The organism is Pseudomonas sp. TMB3-21, assembly GCF_054898145.1.
In genome coordinates, this window is the sequence record NZ_CM142718.1 from 1,046,866 (window position 1) to 1,071,570 (window position 24,705).

Consider the following 24,705-nt stretch of genomic DNA (forward strand, 5'->3'; position numbering starts at 1 on the left):
GATCCGGGCAGCAAGCCCTTGGGCGAGCCTTGAGTGAAGCAGAAAATGATCGGCCCATGAGCAAACCACGCGCATGAGCAACAAGACGAAAAGCCTGAATCGGCCTCGCCATCCACTTTCCTCGAAAAACCTGTCGAGTCATTCGACTCGGTCGTCTGCCTGAACAGCAATCAAACGTACAGACGCAAAAAAGCCGGGAATTTCCCGGCTGCCGCATCATACACTCGTTTTTCCAAAGGATCACCCCGCCCGAGGTTTTAGCCGCCAGGCGGGGATGATTCAGGTCACCGAGTTATCAAGGTTTGGCTTTTTCCAGGTAACGGAAGAAGTCGCTGCTTGGGTCCAGGACCATGACGTCGGATTTGTTCGCGAAGCTTTCGCGGTAAGCACGCAGGCTACGGTAGAAACCATAGAACTCCTGATCCTGACCATATGCCTTGGAGTAGATCGCAGCGGCCTGAGCATCACCGTCACCGCGAACCTCTTCAGATTCACGATAGGCTTCAGCCAGCAGTACACGGCGTTGACGATCGGCGTCGGCACGAATGCCTTCCGCCAATTCGTTACCCTTGGCACGGTGTTCACGAGCTTCACGCTCACGCTCGGAGCTCATGCGCTCGAACACGCTACGGTTCACTTCCTTCGGCAGATCGATGGCCTTGACCCGAACATCAACCACTTCAATGCCCAGCTCTTTTTCCGCCATCTTGTTCAGTGAAGCAGTGATATCGGTCATCAGTGCATCACGTTCACCGGATACCACTTCGTGCAGCGTGCGCTTACCGAACTGGTCACGCAGACCCGATTCGAGACGACGCGACAGGCGTTCATCGGCGATCTGCTTGAGACCGGATGTCGCAGTGTAGTAACGCTCTGCGTCTTTCACGCGCCATTTGGCGTAGGCATCGACCATGACCGCTTTCTTTTCAAGCGTCAGGAAGCGCTGCGTAGGTGCATCCAGCGTCATCAGGCGTGCATCGAACTTACGCACCTGGTTAACGTAAGGCACTTTCACATGCAGGCCCGGCTGAACATCGGCCTGAACCACACGACCAAATTGCAGCAGCACCGCACGCTCGGTCTGAGCCACGATGTAGAAGCAGTTCCAGGCTGCGATCGCCAGAACGACGACAACAATTAGAGTGATCAGCGATTTATTGCTCATCAGCGACTCTCCCTGGTACGTGCCGGCTGTTGTTGCAGTTCAGCTGCGGCACGTGCATTCGCTTCATTGCTGGTGGCTGCCGCACCGCTCACGGGAGCACTGGTGTTGCGACCACTTTCGACCATCTTGTCCAGCGGCAAGTACAGCAGATTGCTCTGGCCATTCTTGTTGCCGGTCACGAGAACCTTGCTGGTGTTACTGAAGACTTCCTGCATGGTGTCCAGATACAGACGCTCGCGGGTGACTTCAGGGGCCTTGCGATACTCGCTGACCAGTTTGGTAAAGCGATCGGCTTCACCCTTGGCGCGCGAAACGGTTTCGTCGCGGTAACCGTTGGCATCCTCGAGGATGCGCTGAGCCTGACCACGAGCTTCCGGCACGACGCCGTTGGCATAGGTTTCGGCCTGGTTGCGCGAACGCTGCTCGTCTTCACGGGCGCGAATCACGTCATCGAAAGCTTCCTGCACTTCACGCGGTGCCGCTGCGCTCTGTACGTTGACCTGAGTGACGGTGATACCGGTGCGATAGGTATCCATGAAGCGTTGCAGACGCTCCTTGATTTCGCTGGCCATCAACTCACGACCTTCAGTCAGCACCTGATCCATCGCGGTAGAACCCACCACATGGCGCAAGGCACTTTCGGTCGCGTGCTGCAGACTGATTTCCGGCTGATCAACGCTCAGCACGAAGTCCTGCAGGTTGCTGATCTTGTACTGCACAGTCAGCGGCACTTCGACGATGTTCTCGTCTTCAGTCAGCATTTGACCCTGCTTGGTGTAGGCCCGCTCACGCGTGACGTTTTCCATGTACTTGCGATCAATCGGCGGGAAATAGATGTTCAGACCCGGGCCAACCGTTTCGTAATACTTGCCGAAGCGGAGGACTACTGCTTGCTCCTGCTCGTCGACGACATAGACCGCGCTGTACAGCCACACGGCAGCCAGCACGACGAGCACGATGCCGAGAATGCCGCCGAAGCCGCCACTCCTGCCCGAACCGCCGCCGTCGTCACCACGTTTCTTACCACCACCGAACAACCCATTCAGGCTTTCCTGCAGCTTTCGGAAGGCCTCGTCGAGATCCGGTGGTCCCTTGCGGTCGCCGTTATTGCGGCGCTTGCCACCCCAAGGATCCTGATTATTCGAGTTGCCACCCGGCTCATTCCAAGCCATAGCGCTCTCCATCTGATAAAGCAAAGACGCACCCACGGCGCGCCGACCAATGCTACAGAATGCCTGTCACCACGGCACAACCGCTTTCTCAGGCTTTTATTGCAAAGTGTGTTGCTCGATGAATTCCATCGGCTGCATTCCCTCGCGGCTCACCAGTCGATTCAACTCGATGCGTGGCAAACGAACGGCCAGCAGGCAGATGCCTTCTTCGTCGTGTTCTTCTTTCTGTACCGCACCCAACTCGAAAAACTGCGCACGCAGTCGAGCAAAACGTTGCGGCAAGCGCAAGGTACCGATAAACAACTCACTGCCCAGCAACTCGGCAATGGCTTGTTCCAGCAACTCAAGACCGCTGCCGTCACGCGCCGACAGCCAGACCCTGAGGGGCTTGCCGTTTTCGTCGCGCTGGATTTGCGGCTCAACGCCTTCAAGCAAATCGAGTTTGTTATAGACCTCGAGGATCGGCAAGTCCTGAGCACCAATCTCGCCCAGCACCACCATAACCTGCTCGATCTGCAACATGCGATCCGGTTCAGCCGCATCGATCACGTGCAGCAGCAGGTCGGAGTTGCTCGACTCTTCGAGAGTAGATCGAAATGCCTCAACCAGCTTGTGCGGCAAGTGACGAATGAAACCTACGGTGTCGGCCAGGACAATCGGCCCCAGGTCGTCTAATTCAAGACGGCGCAAGGTCGGGTCCAGCGTGGCGAACAACTGGTCGGCCGCATACACGTCGGATTTCGTCACGTTATTGAAAAGCGTGGATTTACCGGCGTTGGTATACCCCACCAGCGACACGGTAGGGATATCCGCACGCGTACGGCCACGTCGCGACTGTTCGCGCTGGCTGCGCACCTTTTCCAGGCGGCCCTTGATCTGGCGCAGGCGAACCCGCAGCAAACGGCGGTCGGTTTCCAGCTGCGTTTCACCTGGGCCGCGCATGCCGATACCGCCACCTTGACGTTCAAGGTGAGTCCAGCCTCGAACCAGCCGGGTGCTCATGTGGTCAAGCTGGGCCAGTTCGACCTGGAGCTTGCCTTCATGGGTGCGGGCGCGTTGGGCAAAAATATCGAGAATCAGGCCGGTACGGTCGATCACGCGACACTCGAAAACTCGTTCGAGGTTACGTTCCTGACTAGGTGTGAGGACGTGATTGAAGATCACCAGGTCTGCCTTTTCGGCATGGACCAGATCGCGCAATTCCTCGACCTTGCCGCTGCCGATCAGGAACTTGGCGGTTGGCCGATGACGCGGCACGTTAAGAAACGCAACGGTCTCGGCGCCGGCCGAATTAGCCAATTCCTGAAACTCCTGCGGATCTTCGCGCGCCTCAGGGTCCTGTCCATCCAAGTGAACGAGGATTACTCGCTCACCACCACCGTGGCGCTCAAAGAACAAAGGAGACTCCTATCAGGCGTTACCTGGCTCAGCGTCACCTGCTTCGGATTCGGTTGCGCTAGGCAGACGAATTGGACGAACCGGGACCACTGTAGAGATAGCGTGTTTGTAAACCATCTGGCTGACGGTGTTTTTCAGCAGGATAACGAACTGGTCGAACGACTCGATCGTGCCTTGCAGCTTGATCCCGTTGACCAGGTAGATGGAAACCCCCACTTTCTCTTTACGTAAAGTATTCAAGTAAGGGTCTTGTAGCGAATGCCCTTTTGACATGTGCCGCACTCCTTTAAGGATTCAATATAAAAATAGGTAATCAGATGGCTTGTGACCGTCACACCCCCAAGGATAGACGGCAATTGCAAGGACTCAGCTCAATATGGAGATGGTCCCCAGGTATTTCAAGGCGCGCGGCAGATTGTCGCAATCCAGGCTGTCCAGCCAATGCAAGTCAGCCCAACTGCGCAGCCAGGTGAACTGGCGCTTCGCCAATTGGCGCGTGGCAATGATTCCACGCTCCTGCATCTCGGCTTGCGTCAGCTTGCCATCCAGGTAGTCCCAGACTTGTCGGTAGCCTACCGCACGTATAGACGGCAACCCTGAATGCAGGTCACTTCGCTCACGCAGGGCTACGACCTCGTCAATGAATCCCTGTTCCAACATTAAAGTGAATCTTTGTTTAATTCGCTCGTGCAATACCTGACGATCTGCCGGAGCAATGGCCAGGTTCGCGACAGTATAGGGTAATTGTTGCAGTCCCGAAGCGGCTGCTTCAGTACTTTGCGCACTTTGTCTGAGCCGCAGCTCGGTCATGCTCTGACCGCTCACGCGATAAACTTCCAGGGCCCGACTGAGACGCTGCGGATCGTTCGGATGAATGCGTGCGGCAGAGACCGGGTCGATGGCCGCCAATTGCTGGTGCAAGGCTTGCCAACCAAGGCGCGCGGCTTCTTCTTCAATCTGTGCACGCACCTCGGCATCGGCGGCCGGCATGTCCGCCAGACCTTCGAGCAACGCCTTGTAATAGAGCATCGTGCCGCCCACCAACAGCGGAATCCTGCCCCGCGCGGTGACCTCGGCCATCGCTTCAAGGGCATCACGACGAAAATCGGCCGCCGAATAACTCTCTGCCGGATCGAGAATGTCGATCAGGCGATGCGGGAATTCGGTCAGAAGTTCTTTCGACGGCTTGGCGGTGCCGATGTCCATGCCCCGGTAAACCAGCGCCGAGTCGACACTGATCAATTCGCACGGCAGGACTTTCGTCAGTTCGATGGCCAGGTCGGTCTTGCCCGCTGCGGTCGGGCCCATCAGGAAAATCGCAGGAGGGAGCTGGTTCATCAACGACCGCGCAGGAACAGTTTGTCCAGATCGTCCAGGCCCAACTGGGTCCAGGTCGGTCGGCCGTGGTTGCATTGACCGCTGCGCTCGGTGTTTTCCATGTCGCGCAGCAGGCCGTTCATTTCCGGCAGGGCCAGTCGCCGATTCGCCCGAATCGCACCGTGACAAGCCATAGTGCCGAGCAGCTCATTCAGATGAGCCTGAATGCGGTCGCTGGTGCCGTATTCCATCAAGTCCGCCAGCACGTCACTGACCAGCCGATTGGCTTCGGCCTGCTTGAGCAGCGCAGGGATCTGCCGGATCGCCAGTGTCTCCGGGCCGAGGCGTTGCAGCTCAAAGCCCAGGCGCTGAAACCATGCAATATTTTCTTCGGCGCAGTCGGCTTCACGTTGACTGACGGCCAGGGATTCCGGGACCAGCAGCGGCTGCCCGCTCAGGCCTTCGCTGGCCATCGCGACTTTCAAGCGCTCGTACATGATCCGCTCGTGGGCAGCGTGCATGTCCACCAGCACCAGGCCCTGAGCGTTCTCGGACAGAATATAGATGCCCTTGAGCTGCGCCAGCGCATAGCCCAGTGGCGGGATATCGTCCTGCCCGGCTGGCAGTGCTACGGCATTGGCTTCGGGCAGCGGAGCGAAAAACTCTCGGTAGGCCGCTTGAGCTTCCGCAACGGGCACACCGGATTGCGCCTGTGGTTTGTACTGATATTGGTAACCGGCCCCGGCACCAGAGCCCGCCGCCGTATTGAACGACGGTTGGGCCTGAGGGTGTTCAAGCAGCGCATTGGCAGCCAGGCGCATCTCGCCCTGCGGACCGAACTCACCCGCCTCGGCGCCGGTCGGGCGAACGATGGCCGTCGCAACAGGCGCGGCCAGATGATCGTCCGGGCGCACATCGCCCAATGCGCGGTGCAATGTCCCGTAAAGAAAATCGTGAACCATGCGCCCGTCACGGAAGCGTACTTCGTGCTTGGTCGGGTGCACGTTGACGTCGACGCCGGCCGGATCGACTTCGAAGAACAGCACAAACGTCGGATGGCGGCCATTGAACAGCACATCGCGGTAAGCCTGACGCACCGCGTGGGCCACCAACTTGTCGCGCACCGCACGGCCATTGACGAAGAAATATTGCAGGTCGGCCTGGCTGCGATTGAACGTCGGCAAACCGACCCAGCCCCACAAATGCAGGCCGTTGCGTTCGATCTCGATCGGCAACGCCTGCTCGAGAAACCCCGAACCGCAAATCGCCGCGACACGCCGGGCGCGGGCGGCGTCGTCATGAGCTTCGTGAAGACTGAGGATGGTCTTGCCGTTGTGGCGCAAATGAAACGCCACATCGAAGCGCGCCAGTGCCAGGCGTTTGATCACTTCCTGCAGATGGTCAAATTCGGTTTTTTCGGTTTTGAGAAACTTGCGTCGCGCCGGGGTGTTGAAGAACAGGTCACGCACTTCCACCGAGGTGCCGACGGGATGCGCGGCGGGCTGCACGCGGGGCGCCATGTCCCGGCCTTCGGTTTCAACCTGCCAGGCCTGCTCCGCTTCGCGGGTGCGCGAGGTCAAGGTCAAACGGGCGACAGAGCTGATCGACGCCAGCGCCTCACCGCGAAAACCCAGGCTCATGACCTGCTCGAGGTCTTCCAGGTTGCGAATCTTGCTGGTGGCGTGACGAGCCAGGGCCAGCGGTAAATCATCAGCGGAAATGCCGCTGCCATCGTCGCGCACCCGCAACAGCTTCACGCCGCCCTGCTCGACATCGACGTCGATGCGTTTGGCGCCGGAGTCGAGGCTGTTTTCCAGCAGTTCCTTGATCACCGAAGCCGGACGCTCGACTACTTCGCCCGCCGCAATCTGGTTCGCCAGTCGCGGGCTGAGCAGCTCGATGCGAGCCCCGTTGATTACCACTTGATTCATTCCTTGGCCGCCAGTTCTGTGCCAGGAATGGTCAGGTGTTGACCCGCTTTCAAATCGTCGCTTTTCAGATTATTGGCGCTGCGCAGCGACGCCGGGGAGACCTGATAGCGCACCGCAATCATCGCCAGCGTTTCGCCCGGATTGACCCGATGATCGCGTGGACCTTGAGCGATGCCGCCGGAATCACGCAGCCAGGAAATGTAGGTGCCCGGCGGCGGATTCTGCTGGAAGAACTGACGTACGCCGCTGCTGATCGAGCGGGCCAGCGCTTGCTGATGGCTCGCAGCCGCCAGTTTCGAGGCTTCGTTGGCGTTGGAAATAAACCCGGTTTCGACCAGGATCGACGGGATGTCCGGCGACTTGAGCACCATGAAGCCCGCCTGCTCTACGCGTTGTTTGTGCAACGGCGTGACCCGACCGATATTGGTAAGGACTTTCTGGCCGACGTTCAGGCTGGAAGTCAGGGACGCGGTCATCGACAGGTCGAGCAGCACGCCCGCGAGCATGCGGTCCTTGTCGTCGAGACTGACGTTGCCGGCACCGCCGATCAGGTCGGACCGGTTTTCACTGTCGGCCAGCCAACGGGCTGTTTCCGAGGTGGCGCCGCGATCAGACAAGGCAAACACCGATGCGCCGAACGCTGCCTTGGACGGCGCCGCATCGGCGTGAATCGAAACAAACAGGTCGGCGCCCTTCTTGCGGGCGATTTCAGTACGGCCGCGCAGAGGAATGAAGTAGTCGCCGGTACGTGTGAGTTCGGCGCGGAAACCTTTCATGCCGTTGACCTGACGCTGCAGTTCGCGAGCGATGGCCAGCACCACGTCTTTTTCGCGCTGACCGCGGGAGCCCGAGGCGCCCGGGTCTTCACCGCCGTGACCGGCATCAATGACGACAATGATGTCGCGCTTGCCGGCCGGAGCTGGCGGCAGTTTGACCGGCGGATCGATCGGAGTGACCGGCACCGGAGCGACTTTGGCGACATTGGTCGGCACCGGAATCGGCGCGGCATCGGCGGCGTTGTCGAACAGGTCGACCACCAGGCGGTTACCGTATTGCGCGTTTGGGGCCAGGCTGAAGCTTTTCGGCGTGACGGCTTTTTTCAGATCGATAACCACGCGCAAGTCAGTCGGCGTACGCTGAGCCGAACGCATGGCGGTAATCGGCGTGTTCGAGGCGTTGACGTTCAGCGGAGCACCGAGGGTGGCGCCATTGATGTCGATGACCAGTCGATCCGGGGATGTCAGGGTGAAGACGCTGTGCTGCACCGGCCCTGTCAGGTCAAACACCAGTCGTGTGTTGTCCGGCGCCCGCCACAGGCGAACACTGTTGACCTTTGTCTCGGCCACAGCATCGACGGTCACCGCCAAAAACAACAACCCTACGGCAGCTACCATCGCGCGAAAGCGCATACCAGACCCCATCATTTAATTGGATTCCAATGCCAAAGCGGCACACCAGGACTCGCCACGCGGGCCTTGGGACAAAATTTTCAGCGAGCGACCGCTGTCTTGCGTGCTAATGGTAATGGTCAGGTCGGGCTTTGGCAAAAAGCCTGCACCCTTCTGGGGCCATTCGATCAAGCATAGTGCGTCATCTTCGAAGTAGTCACGAATACCGAGGTACTCGAGTTCTTCAGGATCGACCAGTCGATAAAGGTCGAAATGGAAGGCGCGGATGTCGCCGATCTCGTAAGGCTCGACCAGTGTGAACGTCGGACTTTTTACCGCACCCACATGCCCCAACCCACGGATAATGCCCCGGGACAGCGTGGTTTTGCCCGCGCCCAGATCCCCTTCCAGAAAAATCAGACCATGCCCCTCCGTGGTTTTTGCGATGTAGGCGCCGAACGCGGTCATCGCTTCTTCATCAGCCAGGTACAGGGTTATTTCAGACACGGTGCTTGCTCCTCCAACAACTGACGAATGGCTGGAATCAGATCACTGGCCGCCAGCCCACGGCCCGATTTACCTTCCTGCGCGCCTGCATTGGCATGCAGCCAGACGCCTAGGCACGCCGCCTCGAATGCAGTCATGCCCTGAGCGCGCAGCGCGCCGATCAGCCCGGCGAGAACATCGCCCAAACCGGCGGTGGCCATGGCGGGATGCCCCTGATGACACACTGCCAGACGCCCGTCCGGACTGGCAATCAGGCTGCCGGCGCCTTTCAAGACCACCACCGCTGCATATTTTTTGCTCAACGCGTGCGCCGCGGCCGGGCGGTCGGCCTGCACGTCGGCCGTCGATACTCCCAGCAACCGCGCCGCTTCGCCGGGATGCGGGGTGATCACGCAATCCTTGGGTAGATTCACGCATTGCTCAGACAACAGATTCAACGCATCGGCATCCCAGACTTGCGGCAGAGGCGCATTGGCCGCTGCCGACAGCAGACTGCGCCCCCAGGCCGCCTGCCCCAGACCTGGGCCGACGACTAAAACAGAAACCTTTTCGAGCAAGCCCATCAACTGATTGGCCGAGGAAGTGCCGAGCACCATGGCTTCGGGAATTCTGGCCAACGCGGCGGGCACGTGTTCGGTGCGAGTGGCGACCGAAACCATGCCGGCGCCACTGCGCAAGGCACTTTGTGCGCTCAGCAGGATGGCGCCACCGAAGCCACGATCACCACCCATCAACAATACGTGGCCGAACTGGCCCTTGTGAGCCGTCAAAGCACGTGACGGCAGACGAGGCATATTGCTGGCGTTGAGGCGACGGGCACTGGTAGCGATCCCGTTCAGCAGTTCCGGTGCGGCTTGCAGATCGTTGAATACCAGCTCGCCGACCACATCAGCCGCATCACCGGTGAACAGGCCGACCTTCAAGCCGATGAAGGTCACGGTCAAATCTGCCCGCACTGCGGCACCGAGCAATCGACCGGTGTCCGCGCACAGCCCCGAAGGAATATCCACTGCCGCCACCGGCAAGCCGCTGGCGTTGATCGCTGCGATCACGCTGGCATACGGCTCGCGAACCTCACCACTCACACCCGTGCCGAGCAACGCATCCAGCACGATTCCGCGCAATTGGGCGTGCGCGGTCCACGCCTGCACGTCGACACCTTCGGCGACCGCGTCAGCGTGGGCCCGCGCCGCATCGCCTTGCAAACGCTGGGGTTCACCCGCCGCCAGCACGCGCACTTGCCAACCGGCCCGCTGCGCAAAAAGCGCCACCAGATAACCATCGCCGGTATTGTTGCCATGCCCGGCGACCACACTCAATTCGTTCGCGGTTGGCCACTGACGCACCAGCGCGCGCCAAGTCGCGCGCGCGGCACGCTGCATCAGTTCGAAGCCCGGCGTGCCGGCCGCAATCAGGCTCGCATCGATGGCGCGCACTTGCGCGGCGCTGTACAGCGCGTCGGGTAAATCATCTTTAGTGTGCGGCATGCGTCTTCGGGCTCCGATGTCTGGCAGAATTATACGCACCTCAGCTCCGGTTTCTCTCGCCTCATGCCCGCTATTACCACAGACCTGCCCGCCCTCGCCCAATCCGTCAAGGACTGGGGCCGCGAGCTGGGCTTTCAGCAAGTCGGCATCAGTGGCCTCGACCTTGCCGAGCATGAGCAGCATTTGCAGCGCTGGCTCGACGCTGGCTACCACGGCGAAATGGACTACATGGGCGCCCACGGCAGCAAACGCTCGCACCCGGAAGAACTGGTGCCGGGCACATTGCGCGTGGTTTCCCTGCGCATGGACTACCTGCCGGGCGATACCGAAATGGCCAAACGCCTGGCGGAGCCGGAAAAAGCCTACGTCTCGCGTTATGCCTTGGGCCGCGATTACCACAAATTGATCCGTAAACGCGTGCAACAACTGGCAGAAAAGATTCAAGCCGTGATCGGTCCGTTCGGCTACCGTGCGTTTGTCGACAGCGCGCCGGTACTGGAAAAAGCCATCGCCGAGCAGGCCGGGCTGGGATGGATCGGCAAAAACACGTTGGTGTTGAATCGCAAGGCCGGCAGTTATTTCTTCCTTGCCGAACTGTTCGTCGATCTGCCGCTGCCGGTTGATCCGCCGCACACCAGCGAACATTGCGGCCGCTGCACCGCGTGCCTGGATATCTGCCCGACCAACGCCTTCGTCGGCCCCTACGTGCTGGACGCCCGACGCTGCATTTCCTACCTGACCATCGAACTGAAAAGCGCGATTCCTGAAGAGCTGCGACCCTTGATCGGCAATCGCGTGTTCGGTTGCGACGATTGCCAGATCGTGTGCCCATGGAACCGCTTCGCCCGCCCCTCCGGGGAAAGCGACTTCAAGCCACGGCACAATCTGGACAATGCCGGGCTGGCGCAATTATTCATGTGGGATGAAGAGAAGTTTTTAAGCAGCACCGAAGGCTCACCGTTGCGGCGCGCAGGGTATGAACGCTGGCTGCGTAATCTGGCGGTTGGGCTGGGTAATGCGCCATCGAGCATTCCGGTGCTGGAAGCACTCAAGGCGCGGCGCGACTACCCCTCTGAATTGGTCCGGGAACACGTCGAGTGGGCCCTTAAGCAACACGGCCTCGCGTAGCAGCTGCCGAAGGCTGCGTTCGAGGCCTAAGGACTCGCGTTGACAGTAACGGCTGCTGCGCAGCCGGACGCAGCCTGCGGCAGCTGCTACAGGGAACGAGCCGGGGTCAGGTTTCGTCGTTGTAAACGAATTTGGGCATTTCCCAGTGGAAACGGATCGCCAGCAATCGCAGCAAAAATCCACCGAACAGCGTGACCAGAATGGCCTGTTCGCCCGGTAATTGCAGATAGAGACACAGCATGTAGCACCATGCTGCCGCAAACGAGACGCTGGCGTAGAGTTCGCGGCGGAAGATCAGCGGAATGTCGTTGCAGAAGATGTCGCGAAGGATCCCGCCGAAGACACCCGTAATGACGCCGCTGACCGACGCCACCAGCATGCCGTGGCCCATTTCCAGTGCGGTCATGCAGCCGATCAAGGTGAATGCCACCAGTCCCACAGCGTCGAGCACAAGGAACAGCGAGCGCAGGTGACGCATCCAGCGTGCGGCGAACACGGTGAACATCGCTGCGATGGACGTCAGCACCAGGTATTCCGGGTGTTTGACCCAGGTCAGCGGGTAGTGGCCGAGCAGTACGTCACGCACCGACCCGCCACCGAGCGCCGTGATGCAGGCGATCAGCACCACACCAAACCAGTCCATGCCGCGACGCCCGGCAGAGAGGGCACCGGTCATGGCTTCGGCGGTGATGGCGATCAGGTAAAGCATCAGCAACATGGTGGCGGTCCTTGCGGGAAGGCGCGCAGTCTAGCCATTAAGTTGCGGCACCAAAAGAGGGCGTCGAAGCATTGCCACATTCCTGTGGCGAGGGGGCTTGCCCCCGTTCGGCTGCGAAACAGCCGTAAACCTGCAAATGCGTTGCCACTGAAAGAATGCAGGGGAGTGCTTCGCACTCCTACGGGGGCAAGCCCCCTCGCCACAAAAGCCTGCGCCGCCAATCAGAACTTGATGAAATGCTTGCGGTAATGCTGCAGCTCAGCGATCGATTCACGGATGTCGTCCAGCGCCAGGTGCGTGCTGCCCTTCTGGAAACTGTCGCGCACGCTCGGCGCCCAGCGAGCGGCGAGCTCTTTCAAGGTCGAAACGTCGAGATTGCGGTAGTGGAAATAGCTTTCCAGCGATTTCATATGCGTATAGAGGAAGCGACGGTCCTGGCAGATGCTGTTGCCGCAGATCGGCGACTTGCCCTTCGGCACCCACTTCTCCAGGAAAGCGATGGTTTCGGCTTCGGCCTCGGCCATGCTGATGCGGCTGTCGCGAACACGTTGGGTCAGGCCCGAACCACCATGTTGGCGGGTATTCCATTCATCCATGCCGGCGAGGATTTCGTCGCTGTGGTGAATGGCAATCACCGGACCTTCGGCAAGGGTGTTCAGGTCACTGTCGGTGACAATGGTGGCCATCTCGATGATGACGTCGGTATCAGGGTTCAGACCGGTCATTTCCAGGTCGATCCAGATCAGATTCTGCGGGTTTTGCATGTGTCGGCTCCTAGGCAATGCTGCGCAGTTTAGCCTAGGCCGGTGGCCGGGCGTGCTAAACTCGCGGCCGTTTTACCTAATCGCTGCATTCTTGATACGGAACACCCATGGCCAAACGCCAACTCAATCGTCGTCAAAACTGGCGCATCGAAAAGATTCAGGGCGAGCGCGCTGCCCGCGCCGCCAAACGCGAGTCCTCGGCAGTCGAGGCACTTGAGGGCGGCGACCTGGGTCCGGAACAGACCGGCCTGGTGATCGCGCACTTTGGTGTCCAGGTCGAAGTCGAAGCGCTCGAAGGCGAGCTGGCTGGCGAGGTATTCCGCTGCCATTTGCGCGCCAACCTGCCTGCGCTGGTGACCGGCGATCAGGTGGTCTGGCGTGCCGGCAACCAGGGCATCGGTGTGATCGTGGCGCAACTGCCGCGTAAAACCGAGCTCTGCCGCCCGGACAGCCGTGGCCAGCTCAAGCCTGTGGCAGCCAACGTCGACATGATCGTCATCGTCTTCGCGCCCTTGCCAGAACCGCACGCCAACCTGATCGATCGATATCTGGTCGCGGCCGAGCACGCCGGTATTCGGCCGCTGCTGCTGCTGAACAAATTCGACCTGATCGACGAGCAAAACGCCCCGGCGTTGAACGCACTGTTGGCGGTCTATCGCACGCTGGGTTATCCGGTACTGGAAGTCTCGGCGCACCACGGCAATGGCATGGAGCAACTGCAGGAACAACTGGACGGACGTATCAGCGTGTTCGTCGGTCAGTCCGGCGTCGGCAAGTCGTCGCTGGTCAACAGCCTGCTGCCGGAAGTCGAAACCCGCGTCGGCCCGCTGTCCGAGCTGTCCGGCCAGGGCACTCACACGACGACGACCGCGCGTTTGTTCCACTTCCCCGGTGGCGGCGAGTTGATCGACTCCCCGGGCATTCGCGAATTCGGTCTTGGCCATGTCAGCCGCGCCGACGTCGAAGCGGGCTTCATCGAGTTCAACGACTTGATCGGCACCTGCCGCTTCCGTGACTGCAAGCACGACCGCGAACCCGGTTGCGCCCTGCTCAAGGCGCTGGAAGAAGGCCGCGTCCAGCAGCAACGGATGAACAGCTACCGCTCGATCATCGCCAGTTTGCCTGAAAGCAGCTATTAAACAGACGCACTCCCCGCCCCGACACTGACGGGCGGGGAGCTGCTCGCTGCACCCTGCAAATCCCCCATGAATTCAACGTCAGAAATTTCTGTAGGGCTTTCGCACGCCTGCATGTAGGACAACTCTCTTTCTCCGCCAAAGCCTTGTGACGGTCGTTCAACTGCATACATTCAGTCCCTATTCGCACTTGGCGAGACCGAGGGATATCCATGCAGACCTATCAGTTGCTCATCAATCACAACAGCGTCTTCGGCGCCATTCGCCTGCACATGGTGGTGTAACCATGCGCAAAGGACTGTTCATCGGCATCAACCATTACACGCAGGTGTCACCACTGAGTGGCTGCACCAACGACGCGATGGCCATGGCGTCAGTGCTGGAACGCCACGCCAACGGTCGGCCGAACTTCAACAATAAAGTGCTGACGTCGGCGGAGGAAAATCTCACTCACCTGTATTTGAAGGAGCAGATCCAAAGCCTGTTCTCCGGCGATTGCGATGTGGCGCTGCTGTATTTCGCCGGGCACGGTCAGTTTGATACCAGCATTGATGAAGGCCTGCTGATTCCTCAGGACTTCGGTCAGGGTGTCGAAGGCATTCGCATAAGCGATGTCTTGAAATGGGCGGAGGATGCCACTCACATCAAGAACAAAATCATCATTCTCGATTGCTGCCAGGCCGGTGCCGCCGCGGCCATGCGCGGTTTGCGCGGTGGCAGCAGTGTCATCAGCGAAGGCTTGACCATTCTCACTGCCTGCAAAAAAGACCAGTTGGCGATGGAAGGCAGAGGCCACGGCGTATTCACCGATTTGCTACTGCAGGCGCTGCATGGCGGAGCCGCCAATGTGTTGGGCAAGGTCACGCCCGGCAGCGTCTATTCGTTCGTCGACAATGCGCTGGGTGCGTGGGAGCAGCGCCCCGTGTTCAAGACCAATGTGTCGCAATTTGTGCCATTGCGCGAAGTCACGCCGCTGATCCCCGAAGAAACCCTGCGCAAGCTCAAGGACTGGTTCCCGGATCCCGCGTTCGTCTATCCGCTCGACCCGAGCTACGAACCGACGGCGACCGATTTCGACCCCGACAACGGAGAAATCTTCAGTCAGCTGCAAAAGTGCAACCGCCACAGCCTGATCGAACCGGTCGACGCCGAGCACATGTATTTCGCCGCGATGCAATCCACCGGCTGCCGCCTCACCGCGCTCGGCGCCTATTACCGCGAACTCGCAATCAAGGGACACTTCTGATGCCCGTCTTTATCAGCTACCGCCATACCGATCGCTTATACGCGATGACCATCAACGATCGCCTGGAGCGGGCGAACATCAAGACGTATCTCGATGTGCTGGATACCGAATCGCAGGTAACGGATGACATCACGGCGGTGATCACTCGCAACATTACTGAATGCACGCATTTGCTGGCTGTGGTGTCGCAGGAAACGGCGCAATCGTGGTGGGTGCCGTTCGAAATTGGTGAGGCTACGATCAGCAACCGCAGGATTTGCTCTTTCAAGATTGGCCATAGCGACTTGCCGCTGTACCTCGACAAGTGGCCGACGCTGAGTGGTGAGGCGGATATCAATTTCTTTATTGATGCTTATCGGGAGGAGACGCTTTCGAGCTGGTCGGGAATGGAGTCGTTTGAGTCGACTAGCAGTGTGTACCGTGATGCCGATGCGTTTCACGACAAGCTCAAGAACCGGATTCGCCGGGGGTTTTGATGGAGGGAACTGGACCGCAAGCCTAAGCGAAGGGCCGTACGTCAGCGGCGCTGGCGCTTGGTTACTTGGCGCTTCTCCAAGTGACCCGCCGTAAGGTCGGGACCAATTTCAGCCAATACCGCAGCACGGATATGTACACCCCTCAAAACGACCGTCGCCCGACACACCGCTATCGCGAGCAAGCTCTGCTCCTAAAGTTGGAACTGCGCCCGCGGCAAATCAGGTGGCCCACCAATCAAATCCCAACCCTACGGCTGCGCCGGCTCAACCGGCTTGGGCACAACATCATCAAACAGATTCAACCGCTCGCGAAGTTCATGCGCCGGCACCGGTTGCTGATCTTCGGGCAAGGCATTCGGGTCAACCGGTGGCGCCGATGTAGCTGGCGTACCCGGCTCCTCACCAGGCGCGCCCTCCCCCGGAATCGGCGTTGGGTCGGCACCTTGCGCACCTTCGATGGCGGCCTGTGCTTTTCTGGTCAGCACAACGATGTCGATACGACGATTGACCGGATTGAACGGGCTTTCCCGATCAAACAGCGCCGACGACGCATAACCCACCACGCGCGCCACTTGCGACTCCGGATAACTGCCGGCCAGCAATGCGCGGCGAGCAGCGTTGGCACGGTTGGCCGACAGTTCCCAGTTACCGAAATCACCGGTACCGGTGTACGGTTTGGCATCGGTGTGGCCGCTGATACTGATCTTGTTCGGCACCGCTTTGATGGTGTCGGCCATGGCCAGCAGGATGTCTTCAAAATAAGGTTTCAAACGCGCACTGCCCGAGTCGAACATCGGCCGGTTCTCCGCGTCCATGATCTGAATGCGCAAACCGTTCGGCGTGATCTCGAATAGGATCTGATCCTTGAATTTCTGCAGCTGAGGATTCTCGTCAACCTTGTTCTGCAACTCTTGCAGCAGCAACTCGAGACGTTCCTTCTCGACCATTTCGGCCATCCCCTCGACCTGCTCGGTGTCGACGGTAACCTTGTCCGGCTGAGGCTGCGATTGCACTTCAGGATTGAGCGTGTTCTCGGGTGCCAGCGTCGGCGAGCCACCCAGGTCGATGATGTACGGCGTGCCGCTTTCGGAAAAGCCGACAGGGTCTTTGAAGTAACCGGCGATGGCTATCTTCTGTTCCGGCGTCGCGGTAGACAGCAGCCACAGCACCAGGAAGAACGCCATCATCGCCGTCGCAAAGTCCGCGAAGGCGATTTTCCAGGCCCCCCCGTGATGCCCACCGGCGATGCGCTTGATGCGCTTGATGATTATCGGCTGGTTATTTTCCATTACTTAACGTCCGCGCACCGCTTGTTCCAGCTCGGCGAAGCTAGGACGGTGTGCCGGGTAAAGAACCTTGCGACCGAATTCCACCGCCAATGACGGCGGCATGCCGGAGGCCGACGCGACCAGCGAGGCCTTGATGGCTTCGTAGATGTTCAACTCTTCCTTGGCATCGTGCGCCAGGGAAGTGGCCAGCGGACCGAAAAAGCCGTACGCCGCGAGGATACCGAAGAAGGTGCCCACCAGCGCTGCACCCACGTGCATGCCGATGGCGGCCTGGTCGCCTTCGCCCAAGGAGGCCATGGTGACCACGATGCCCAATACCGCCGCAACGATACCGAACCCCGGCAGGGCATCGGCAATACCGTTGACCGCATGAGACGGATGTTCGAGGTCTTCCTTGAGGCTGTAGAGCTCCATGTCGAACAGGCCTTCCAGCTCATGCGGGGCCATGTTGCCGGATGACATGATGCGCAGGTAATCGCAAACGAAAGAGGTCATGCGCTCATCTTTGAGCACTGACGGGTACTTGGCGAAAATCGGGCTAGCCGAGGCATCTTCAATGTCTCCTTCGATCGCCATCATGCCTTCGCGGCGGCTTTTGTTGAGGATCTCGTAAACCAGTCCCAACACTTCCAGGTAAAAGGCGTGGTTGAATCGCGAGCCGAACATGCTCAAGGATTTCTTGAGCACGTGCATGGTCATGTAGCTGGGGTTGGCCTGCAGGAATGCACCAAGGGCCGCACCACCGATGATCAGCACTTCGAAGGGCTGGACCAGGGCGGCAATCTTGCCGTGGGAGAGCACGTATCCGCCAAGCACACTCGCGAATACGACGATGATGCCGATTATTTTAGCCATAGGTAGGGGAGCACTTACTGAGTCGGGTTCAAGGTCATATTCGGAAGCTGAAAAATCTCTTCTTCTCCTTATCGGCAAAACTGCGCCAGACTATAGCCCGTTCAGGCGAAAAGCCAATTTGGCCCACTCCGGGTATCGGTAAAGCAGACGAAGATTGCGTCCAACCATGGCTAATGAAACGAACGTTACAACGCCGAAACCGAGCACACTCGAAGGCTGGATCAAGCTGCTCGACGGCGTCCGCCTGCCGGTTCCGCAAGCCAGCCACGACCGTGTTTGCAAGGCCATTGGCGACCATCGCAGTTCGCTGCGCGATATCGCCGACCTGATGCAGGAGAGCCCTGCCCTTGCGTTGAGCGTGATTCGTGAAGCCAATCGGCACACGCATGGCAGCATGACCGAACCGGCGGAAAATCTTGAAGTGGCGATCAATAGGCTCGGCCTCAAGCGCACTGAAGAACTGCTCGCACGCCTGCCGGCCCAGCCTCAATCAGAAATCCCGATCGCCCTTCGCCAACTGCAATTGATCAGCCAGCACGCGACTCAGCAAGCCAATGGTTTTTTTGCCGCCCGCCTGGCGCGGTTGTGGCAGGACATTCACTGGGGCAGCCTGCTGTTTCTTTCGCCGTTGTGGCCGATGGCGCTGACTCACCCCAAGCTGCTTGAAGAATGGGAACTGCGGGTCATTCATAAAGGTGAATCGGCGCGCAAGGTCGAGCAACAGTTGTTCGGCGTGCGTCTGCTGGCGATTTGTCAGGCACTGGTGGACGCCTGGCACTTGCCGATCTGGGTGCAGCAGGGTTATCGGCTGTTGCTCAGCGAGCAGCGTGAATTGGTCAAAGTGCTGCGCATTGCGCGTGACAGCGACCATCCGCTGCGCCAGCAGAACCGCCTCGACGACGACCCGACCCTGCGGCGCTGGCTCAATCAACCGGCCAATACCGTATTGCTGGCCAATGGCCTGGCCCTGTCGGCGCAACAGGCATGGGACAGCCCCCACAGTGAGCGCTGGCAATACCTGACCAGTCTCTACCTGCAAGTGCCGATGGACGATGTTCTTCAGCAGTTGCATCAACAAGCCGCCAACAGCGCGCGTCAACATGCGATGGCTGATCTCTGGCACCCGGCCGTTGCCCTGCTCTGGCCGACAGGCACCCATCGCGTCCATCCCGGCATGCGGCCCGCTGCGGCGCCGAGCTCTGTCGACCTGGCGCAGTGGCGCAAACAATGTGCCGAGCTGTTGGTCGAGCCGAGTCGTTTCACCAACGCCATGCACCTGACCTCCTCAGCCCGCGATGCCTTGGTGGCCTGCGGCATGCGTCGAGTGATGATTTTGATGGCCGACCGCACGCACGCCAATTTGCGTGTGCACCAGATCGCCGGTTTGCCAAAAGACGCCGCTAACCTGAATTTTGTAGTGAGCCAGAGCAAGGTGTTGCAACGTCTGCTTTCGCAACAGGCGCAGGTACGTCTGACCCCGGACAACACCGCGCAATTTTCCGCGCTGATGCCCGCCGGCCTGCGCTCGGCGTTTGCCGGCGAACACTTGCTGATGCGCTCACTGGTCAACAATGGCCGCGTGATCATGATCGTGGTGGCTGATCAGGGCGGCGGGCCGTTCTGCGAGATTACCGTGCAGGCCTTCGGCAAAACCGCGCAGTGCATCGAGAAGGCCTTGCACAGCTTTAGCCACCGGGGCCAATGACCCTGCGTTACAATCCCCACTTTTGTGCTCTGGAGACCTCACATGTCTGACTTCTCTGGCTTGGCCCTGGTGATCGAGCCGAGCGACCTGCTCGCCCGCCTCGACGCCCGCGAGCTGATTCTGGTCGACCTGACCAGCAGCGCCCGCTATGCCGAAGGACATATTCCCGGCGCGCGTTTTGTTGATCCCAAACGCACGCAGCTCGGCCAGTTGCCGGCGCCCGGCCTGATGCCTCCGCCGGCCGCTCTCGAAGCGCTGTTCGGTGAACTGGGCCACCATAAGGACGCGGTCTACGTGGTCTATGACGACGAAGGCGGCGGTTGGGCGGGCCGGTTCATCTGGCTGCTGGATGTCATCGGCCACAAAAATTACCATTATGTGGATGGCGGCCTGCTCTCGTGGCTGGCGGAAGGCTTGCCACTGTCGACCGAAGTGCCTGCCCCGGCCGGTGGCCCAGTGAGCCTGACCCTGCACGACGAACCCACCGCCACTCGCGAATACCTGCAAAGCCGTCTTGGCGCTGCCGACCTGGCCGTGTGGGATGCTCGCGGGCCGCTGGAATATTCCGGTGAAAAAGTCCTCGCCGCCAAGGCAGGGCACATTCCCGGCGCGGTCAATTTCGAGTGGACCGCCGGCATGGATCAGGCGCGCCAACTGCGCATTCGCACCGACATGCCGCAGATCCTCGACCAACTCGGGATCAGCAAAGACAAAGAAATCATTACCCACTGCCAGACCCATCATCGCTCTGGCTTCACTTATCTGGTGGCCAAATCCCTCGGGTATCCGCGGGTCAAAGGCTACGCCGGCTCGTGGGGCGAATGGGGCAACCATCCCGACACCCCTGTAGAGATTTAAGGTTTTTAAAGGACAGTTCATGAAGAAGCGTTTGTTTATCCTCAGCCAATACCTGCTGCCTCATCACCTGCTTTCGCGATTGGCCGGCTGCATTGCCGAATGCCGCGTGCGCTGGTTCAAGAATGCCTTCACCGCGTGGTTCGCCAAGCGTTATCAGGTGGACATGTCGCAGGCGCTGGTCGAAGACCTGACCGCCTACGAGCATTTCAACGCATTTTTCACCCGCGCCCTGAAAGACGGCGCGCGTCCGCTGGACCCAACGCCAGGCGCGATTCTCAGCCCGGCCGATGGCGCGGTCAGCCAGCTCGGCCCGATCGAGCACGGTCGCGTGTTCCAGGCCAAGGGCCACAGCTTCAGCGTGCTGGAACTGCTGGGTGGCGACTCCGCAAACGCGGCGCCATTCATGGGCGGCGACTTTGCGACCATCTACCTGTCGCCGAAGGACTACCACCGCGTGCACATGCCGCTCGCCGGCACCCTGCGCGAAATGGTCTACATTCCGGGCCGGATCTTCTCGGTCAACCAGACCACCGCCGAAAACGTGCCGGAACTGTTCGCCCGCAACGAGCGTGTCGCGTGCATTTTCGACACCGAGCGTGGACCGATGGCCGTTGTGCTGGTCGGCGCAATGATTGTGGCGTCGATCGAGACCGTGTGGGCGGGTCTGGTTACACCACCAAAACGCGAATTGAAAACCTTCCGCTATGACGAAGCCGCTCGTGCGCCGATCCACCTGGAAAAAGGTGCAGAGTTGGGTCGCTTCAAACTCGGTTCGACGGCGGTCGTACTGTTCGGCCCGGATCAGGTGAAATGGGCGCAAGAGCTGGCAGCCGGTTCGCCGGTCCAGATGGGTCAGGGTCTGGGCCTGCCGCACGCTTGATTTCACCGCCGATGCGGTCCCATGTAGGGGGTGCTGCAGGCTGTGATCGTTTGATCTTCGCTTTAAATGCGAAAGATCGCAGCCTGCGACAGCTCCTACCGTTCCGATTCTGCTATGGTTTTCGGCATGAATGACACAATTCCCCATCTCCTGCTCCGAGCGCCGATCCCGACGCAAACGCGTCTGTCGTTCTGCGAAGCCACGCCGCGCGATCTGAAACGCTGGATCGCCAACCTGCCCAAAGCCAACATCGGCGAGACCGCTCGCCTGCTTTACCAGGGCTTGAGCGAACTCAACCAATTGCTGACGCCCAGCGACAACCGCTTGCAAATGCTCGAATTGCTGCGGCCCGAGGTGTATTACGTCTGCAAGCATCTGGAGCGGCATTTCCTGCACCAGGCGATTGTGCTCGACGACCGTTCGCGCAAGATCGCCAACCTGTGCCAGGCGCTGCAGAGTCACCTGGCGATTGGCTATAAACAGATCGTTGTGCGCATTGCCCCACGCTTCAGCAAGGACCGTGCAGCCTTGCTGATGCAAGCGCTGCAAAGGGCGATTCACTGCCTCAACGGCCCGCTGATCCGCGCTTCCCAGCTGTATTCCCCGGTACCGGAAGGTTTGTGGCTGGACCTGCATCAGCTTTATCGGATTGCCTGCACTCATCGCCTTCAGCATGTCAGCGTGCGGGATGAGCTGGCCAGCCAGACTCATCAACTGAGCGTCGAACAGACTTATGTGGCAGCACTGCTGCTGGGCGCTGGGCGCTGCAATCAGTTGCGCCAGAACCAGATTGCGCGGCTGGCAGAAGTGCTGGAACCGTGGAGTCAGTGGCTCAAGCTGCAACCGGACAAACCCGCCGTCGGCCTGTTCGCTGTCGCCCCGGACCTCGATATCGGGCCGCGCTACCGAACAAAGTTTCGCGCCGAGCAGCAGGAGACATTGCTTGGTATTGATCCGCAGCCGCTGGTCGCGGCCATCGAAGCCTACTTGCAGAAAACCGACAGCATCACGCCGCTGCCGGTGCCAGCAGGCTTGAGTACGGACACATTGCAGCACCTGCACGCAGCTTGGGGCCAGGCGGCCGAACGCAGCTTTCAGCGCACAGCCAGCCAAGGCACGTTGAATGTGTGCGTGGGCATGAGCGCGCTGCATTTCTATCTGGGTGGCCAACGCTCCTTCAGCGACATCCTGAAAAACCCCGTATCCCGTCCTGCGCAGTTCGCCGCGACATCGCCGAACAGTCGGGAAAAGGATCAATGGAACCAGGCTTTCGATGCTGCGCCCCTCGGCACCGCAGATGCTTTATTGCCTTACGAAGAAATCGAATACTCGCAGCTGCAGAATGATGACAGCCATGATGCGGCCGACCGCAATCGGCAATTCCCGACCTACGTGCTTCCGATAGTCAATCATAGCCCTGGCGGTTATTGCCTGGCATGGCCCGGCGCAGTACCTGCCGAGTTGCAGGCCGGGGAAATGGTTGGCATTGAGGATTCCGCCGGGCAAGGCTGGAGCATTGCCGTGGTGCGCTGGATTCGTCAGGTCCGTGGTGGCGGCACGCAAATGGGCATCGAGCAAGTCGCGCCCTACGCTGAACCCTGCGGGCTGCAACTGGTGCGCACGCGCGACGATCACAGTCAGTATCTACGGGGGCTGTTATTGCCGGCGATCAGTGCGATCGACCTGCCCGCGACGCTACTGGCGCCGCGACTGCCGTTTGAGGAAGGCAACAAGGTTGTGATCAACACCAACGGTGAAGAGCGCCGCGCCGGACTGGACAGGCGGGTGGCGAGCACCAACAGCTTCAACCAGTTCGCCTATCGCTCGCTGGAAACCGCCAGAAACGAAAACGCCGCGGGTGGCGGCGTGGTCAGTGCGGAAGAAGATTTTGATTCGTTGTGGAAGACACTCTGAGGTGAGCCCGAGCCTGCGGTGATGCTATTCGCGAGCAGGCTCGCTCCCATAGAATCTCCGGTGTGCACACTATCTGCCTCACACGGCAGAATCCTGTGAGAGCGAGCTTGCTCGAAGAGGCCCGCTCAAGCGATCAAGAATTCAGAGCTGCCCGTCCCGATCCCGAAAGCCCAGCAAATACAACACCCCATCCAGCCCCAACGTGGAAATCGCCTGCTTCGCCGATTGCTTCACCAGCGGCTTGGCGCGAAATGCCACGCCCAGCCCGGCAATCGCCAGCATCGGCAAATCGTTGGCGCCGTCGCCGACCGCAATGGTCTGCTCCAGCCGCAAGCCTTCCTTGTGCGCCAGCTCTTTCAACAAATCAGCCTTGCGCTGCGCATCGACAATCGGCTCGACCGCGACGCCGGTGACCTTGCCGTCGACCACTTCCAGCTCGTTGGCGAACACGTAATCGATGCCCAGTTTGGCCTGCAATTGCTTGGCAAAATAAGTGAAACCACCCGACAGGATCGCAGTTTTGTAGCCCAGCCGCTTGAGCTCGGCGAACAGGGTTTCGGCACCTTCAGTCAGGCGCAGCGAAGCGCCGATGGAGTCCAGCACGCTGACGTCCAGCCCCTGCAAAAGCGCAAGACGCTCCTTGAAACTGGCACGAAAATCCAGCTCGCCGGCCATGGCCCGCTCGGTGATGGCAGAAACCTGCTCCCCCACACCGGCCGCTTTCGCCAGTTCGTCGATGACCTCGGCTTCGATCAGCGTCGAGTCCATGTCGAACACCGCCAGACGCCGGTTGCGGCGAAACAATGAATCTTCCTGAAATGCGATGTCGACGTTCAATTCCTGCGCGACGCTGAGAAATTCGGCGCGCAGTGCCTGGGCGTCCGCCGCTTCGCCGCGCACGGAAAACTCGATGCAACCCTTGCCCTTGTCGGCCGGGGTGTCCAGCGGCATACGCCCGGACAAACGATCGATGTGATCGATGTTCAGGCCATATTTGGCGGTGATCGAACTGACGCGCTGCAATTGCTCGGCCGTCACTTTGCGCGTCAACAGGGTGACGATGTGGCGCTTCTTGCCCTGATTGCCGACCCACTGCTGGTAATCCTCTTCGGACACCGGCGTGAAACGCACCTGCTGATCGAGCTCATAGCCCTTGAACAGAATGTCCTTGAGCACCGACTTGCCTTGATCGGTATCGGGAATCTCAACGAGGATGCCGAACGACAGGGTGTCGTGGATCACCGCCTGACCGATGTCGAGAATGTTCACACCACCCTGGGCCAGAACACCAGTAATGGCCGCAGTCAGACCCGGACGGTCGACTCCCGTGATGTTTATCAGGACGATTTCGCGCAAGGCGCACCCCCGCAG

At 59.9% G+C, this 24,705-nt stretch carries 22 protein-coding genes; 8 read left to right on the forward strand and 14 right to left on the reverse strand.

The window, feature by feature from the left end:
- Positions 1-295: 295 nt before the first annotated feature.
- From hflC to ACYZTS_RS04950, 9 genes are all read right to left on the reverse strand, one after another.
- Complete coding sequence (hflC, locus tag ACYZTS_RS04910; RefSeq protein WP_028622006.1) at positions 296-1,165, reverse strand: protease modulator HflC; 870 nt, start codon at positions 1,163-1,165, stop codon at positions 296-298.
- Positions 1,165-2,337 (reverse strand): FtsH protease activity modulator HflK, encoded by a 1,173-nt coding sequence (hflK, locus tag ACYZTS_RS04915; RefSeq protein ID WP_028622005.1) that lies wholly within the window; start codon positions 2,335-2,337, stop codon positions 1,165-1,167. The genes hflC and hflK overlap by 1 nt, the downstream gene beginning before the upstream one ends.
- A 96-nt stretch (positions 2,338-2,433) precedes the next feature.
- Positions 2,434-3,735, reverse strand: coding sequence for a ribosome rescue GTPase HflX (hflX, locus tag ACYZTS_RS04920; RefSeq protein ID WP_028622004.1), 1,302 nt, complete (start codon positions 3,733-3,735; stop codon positions 2,434-2,436).
- A 12-nt stretch (positions 3,736-3,747) separates the two neighbouring features.
- The gene (gene hfq / locus ACYZTS_RS04925; protein ID WP_007902656.1) at positions 3,748-4,008 is read right to left on the reverse strand and encodes an RNA chaperone Hfq; all 261 of its coding nucleotides are present in this window, start codon (positions 4,006-4,008) and stop codon (positions 3,748-3,750) included.
- 93 nt (positions 4,009-4,101) lie between these two features.
- Entirely contained in the window at positions 4,102-5,073 is a 972-nt protein-coding gene (gene miaA / locus ACYZTS_RS04930) for a tRNA (adenosine(37)-N6)-dimethylallyltransferase MiaA (protein ID WP_461994435.1), read from the reverse strand.
- Positions 5,073-6,983 carry a DNA mismatch repair endonuclease MutL gene (mutL, locus tag ACYZTS_RS04935; RefSeq protein ID WP_028622002.1) on the reverse strand — a complete coding sequence of 637 codons (1,911 nt, stop codon included), beginning with the start codon at positions 6,981-6,983 and terminating at the stop codon, positions 5,073-5,075. Before mutL ends, miaA begins: the two co-directional genes overlap by 1 nt.
- Positions 6,980-8,407 carry an N-acetylmuramoyl-L-alanine amidase gene (locus ACYZTS_RS04940; protein WP_028622001.1) on the reverse strand — a complete coding sequence of 476 codons (1,428 nt, stop codon included), beginning with the start codon at positions 8,405-8,407 and terminating at the stop codon, positions 6,980-6,982. Before ACYZTS_RS04940 ends, mutL begins: the two co-directional genes overlap by 4 nt.
- Complete coding sequence (tsaE, locus tag ACYZTS_RS04945) at positions 8,408-8,878, reverse strand: tRNA (adenosine(37)-N6)-threonylcarbamoyltransferase complex ATPase subunit type 1 TsaE (protein WP_461994437.1); 471 nt, start codon at positions 8,876-8,878, stop codon at positions 8,408-8,410.
- Positions 8,866-10,365 (reverse strand): NAD(P)H-hydrate dehydratase, encoded by a 1,500-nt coding sequence (locus tag ACYZTS_RS04950; RefSeq protein WP_461994439.1) that lies wholly within the window; start codon positions 10,363-10,365, stop codon positions 8,866-8,868. The genes tsaE and ACYZTS_RS04950 overlap by 13 nt, the downstream gene beginning before the upstream one ends.
- A 63-nt stretch (positions 10,366-10,428) precedes the next feature.
- On the opposite strand from ACYZTS_RS04950, the gene queG reads away from it, so the two are divergent.
- Positions 10,429-11,493 carry a tRNA epoxyqueuosine(34) reductase QueG gene (queG, locus tag ACYZTS_RS04955; RefSeq protein WP_461994441.1) on the forward strand — a complete coding sequence of 355 codons (1,065 nt, stop codon included), beginning with the start codon at positions 10,429-10,431 and terminating at the stop codon, positions 11,491-11,493.
- 106 nt (positions 11,494-11,599) lie between these two features.
- On the opposite strand, the gene ACYZTS_RS04960 is transcribed toward queG, so the two are convergent.
- On the reverse strand, positions 11,600-12,211 hold the full coding sequence (locus ACYZTS_RS04960) for a trimeric intracellular cation channel family protein (protein ID WP_461994443.1): 612 nt from the start codon (positions 12,209-12,211) through the stop codon (positions 11,600-11,602).
- Positions 12,212-12,432: 221 nt separating this feature from the next.
- Positions 12,433-12,975 carry an oligoribonuclease gene (gene orn, locus ACYZTS_RS04965; RefSeq protein ID WP_028621996.1) on the reverse strand — a complete coding sequence of 181 codons (543 nt, stop codon included), beginning with the start codon at positions 12,973-12,975 and terminating at the stop codon, positions 12,433-12,435.
- Between the two features lie 107 nt (positions 12,976-13,082).
- Between orn and rsgA the strand changes: the two genes are divergently transcribed.
- From rsgA to ACYZTS_RS04980, 3 genes are all read left to right on the forward strand, one after another.
- On the forward strand, positions 13,083-14,114 hold the full coding sequence (gene rsgA / locus ACYZTS_RS04970) for a small ribosomal subunit biogenesis GTPase RsgA (RefSeq protein WP_028621995.1): 1,032 nt from the start codon (positions 13,083-13,085) through the stop codon (positions 14,112-14,114).
- Between the two features lie 283 nt (positions 14,115-14,397).
- Entirely contained in the window at positions 14,398-15,357 is a 960-nt protein-coding gene (locus ACYZTS_RS04975; protein WP_461994445.1) for a caspase family protein, read from the forward strand.
- Positions 15,357-15,833, forward strand: coding sequence for a toll/interleukin-1 receptor domain-containing protein (locus tag ACYZTS_RS04980; RefSeq protein ID WP_461994447.1), 477 nt, complete (start codon positions 15,357-15,359; stop codon positions 15,831-15,833). The genes ACYZTS_RS04975 and ACYZTS_RS04980 overlap by 1 nt, the downstream gene beginning before the upstream one ends.
- A 248-nt stretch (positions 15,834-16,081) precedes the next feature.
- On the opposite strand, the gene motB is transcribed toward ACYZTS_RS04980, so the two are convergent.
- Positions 16,082-17,122 (reverse strand): flagellar motor protein MotB, encoded by a 1,041-nt coding sequence (motB, locus tag ACYZTS_RS04985; protein ID WP_461994449.1) that lies wholly within the window; start codon positions 17,120-17,122, stop codon positions 16,082-16,084.
- Between the two features lie 3 nt (positions 17,123-17,125).
- The gene (gene motA, locus ACYZTS_RS04990; protein WP_028621991.1) at positions 17,126-17,977 is read right to left on the reverse strand and encodes a flagellar motor stator protein MotA; all 852 of its coding nucleotides are present in this window, start codon (positions 17,975-17,977) and stop codon (positions 17,126-17,128) included.
- Positions 17,978-18,143: 166 nt separating this feature from the next.
- On the opposite strand from motA, the gene ACYZTS_RS04995 reads away from it, so the two are divergent.
- The 4 genes from ACYZTS_RS04995 (at position 18,144) to ACYZTS_RS05010 (ending at position 23,334) form a co-directional block, all read left to right on the forward strand.
- Positions 18,144-19,682 carry an HDOD domain-containing protein gene (locus ACYZTS_RS04995; RefSeq protein ID WP_028621990.1) on the forward strand — a complete coding sequence of 513 codons (1,539 nt, stop codon included), beginning with the start codon at positions 18,144-18,146 and terminating at the stop codon, positions 19,680-19,682.
- 42 nt (positions 19,683-19,724) lie between these two features.
- Positions 19,725-20,540: a rhodanese-like domain-containing protein gene (locus tag ACYZTS_RS05000; protein WP_028621989.1), complete on the forward strand. Its 816-nt coding sequence runs from the start codon at positions 19,725-19,727 to the stop codon at positions 20,538-20,540.
- A 19-nt stretch (positions 20,541-20,559) separates the two neighbouring features.
- Positions 20,560-21,420 (forward strand): archaetidylserine decarboxylase, encoded by an 861-nt coding sequence (asd, locus tag ACYZTS_RS05005; protein WP_461994452.1) that lies wholly within the window; start codon positions 20,560-20,562, stop codon positions 21,418-21,420.
- Between the two features lie 126 nt (positions 21,421-21,546).
- Positions 21,547-23,334 (forward strand): molecular chaperone, encoded by a 1,788-nt coding sequence (locus tag ACYZTS_RS05010; RefSeq protein ID WP_461994454.1) that lies wholly within the window; start codon positions 21,547-21,549, stop codon positions 23,332-23,334.
- 141 nt (positions 23,335-23,475) lie between these two features.
- Here ACYZTS_RS05010 and serB read toward each other — a convergent pair whose 3' ends face one another.
- Positions 23,476-24,690, reverse strand: a complete 1,215-nt coding sequence (gene serB / locus ACYZTS_RS05015) for a phosphoserine phosphatase SerB (protein ID WP_028621986.1) — start codon at positions 24,688-24,690, stop codon at positions 23,476-23,478.
- Positions 24,691-24,705: the final 15 nt, after the last annotated feature.

Coding starts and splice junctions, on each gene's coding strand:
- ACYZTS_RS04980 (WP_461994447.1), top strand. CDS start 15,357: ATGCCCGTCTTTATCAGCTACCGCCATACCGATCGCTTATACGCGATG.
- ACYZTS_RS05000 (WP_028621989.1), top strand. CDS start 19,725: ATGTCTGACTTCTCTGGCTTGGCCCTGGTGATCGAGCCGAGCGACCTG.
- hflC (WP_028622006.1), bottom strand. CDS start 1,165: ATGAGCAATAAATCGCTGATCACTCTAATTGTTGTCGTCGTTCTGGCG.
- motA (WP_028621991.1), bottom strand. CDS start 17,977: ATGGCTAAAATAATCGGCATCATCGTCGTATTCGCGAGTGTGCTTGGC.
- miaA (WP_461994435.1), bottom strand. CDS start 5,073: ATGAACCAGCTCCCTCCTGCGATTTTCCTGATGGGCCCGACCGCAGCG.
- ACYZTS_RS04975 (WP_461994445.1), top strand. CDS start 14,398: ATGCGCAAAGGACTGTTCATCGGCATCAACCATTACACGCAGGTGTCA.
- hflK (WP_028622005.1), bottom strand. CDS start 2,337: ATGGCTTGGAATGAGCCGGGTGGCAACTCGAATAATCAGGATCCTTGG.
- ACYZTS_RS04940 (WP_028622001.1), bottom strand. CDS start 8,407: ATGATGGGGTCTGGTATGCGCTTTCGCGCGATGGTAGCTGCCGTAGGG.
- ACYZTS_RS04995 (WP_028621990.1), top strand. CDS start 18,144: ATGGCTAATGAAACGAACGTTACAACGCCGAAACCGAGCACACTCGAA.
- queG (WP_461994441.1), top strand. CDS start 10,429: ATGCCCGCTATTACCACAGACCTGCCCGCCCTCGCCCAATCCGTCAAG.
- orn (WP_028621996.1), bottom strand. CDS start 12,975: ATGCAAAACCCGCAGAATCTGATCTGGATCGACCTGGAAATGACCGGT.
- ACYZTS_RS05010 (WP_461994454.1), top strand. CDS start 21,547: ATGAATGACACAATTCCCCATCTCCTGCTCCGAGCGCCGATCCCGACG.
- rsgA (WP_028621995.1), top strand. CDS start 13,083: ATGGCCAAACGCCAACTCAATCGTCGTCAAAACTGGCGCATCGAAAAG.
- asd (WP_461994452.1), top strand. CDS start 20,560: ATGAAGAAGCGTTTGTTTATCCTCAGCCAATACCTGCTGCCTCATCAC.
- hfq (WP_007902656.1), bottom strand. CDS start 4,008: ATGTCAAAAGGGCATTCGCTACAAGACCCTTACTTGAATACTTTACGT.
- ACYZTS_RS04950 (WP_461994439.1), bottom strand. CDS start 10,365: ATGCCGCACACTAAAGATGATTTACCCGACGCGCTGTACAGCGCCGCG.
- motB (WP_461994449.1), bottom strand. CDS start 17,122: ATGGAAAATAACCAGCCGATAATCATCAAGCGCATCAAGCGCATCGCC.
- mutL (WP_028622002.1), bottom strand. CDS start 6,983: ATGAATCAAGTGGTAATCAACGGGGCTCGCATCGAGCTGCTCAGCCCG.
- ACYZTS_RS04960 (WP_461994443.1), bottom strand. CDS start 12,211: ATGTTGCTGATGCTTTACCTGATCGCCATCACCGCCGAAGCCATGACC.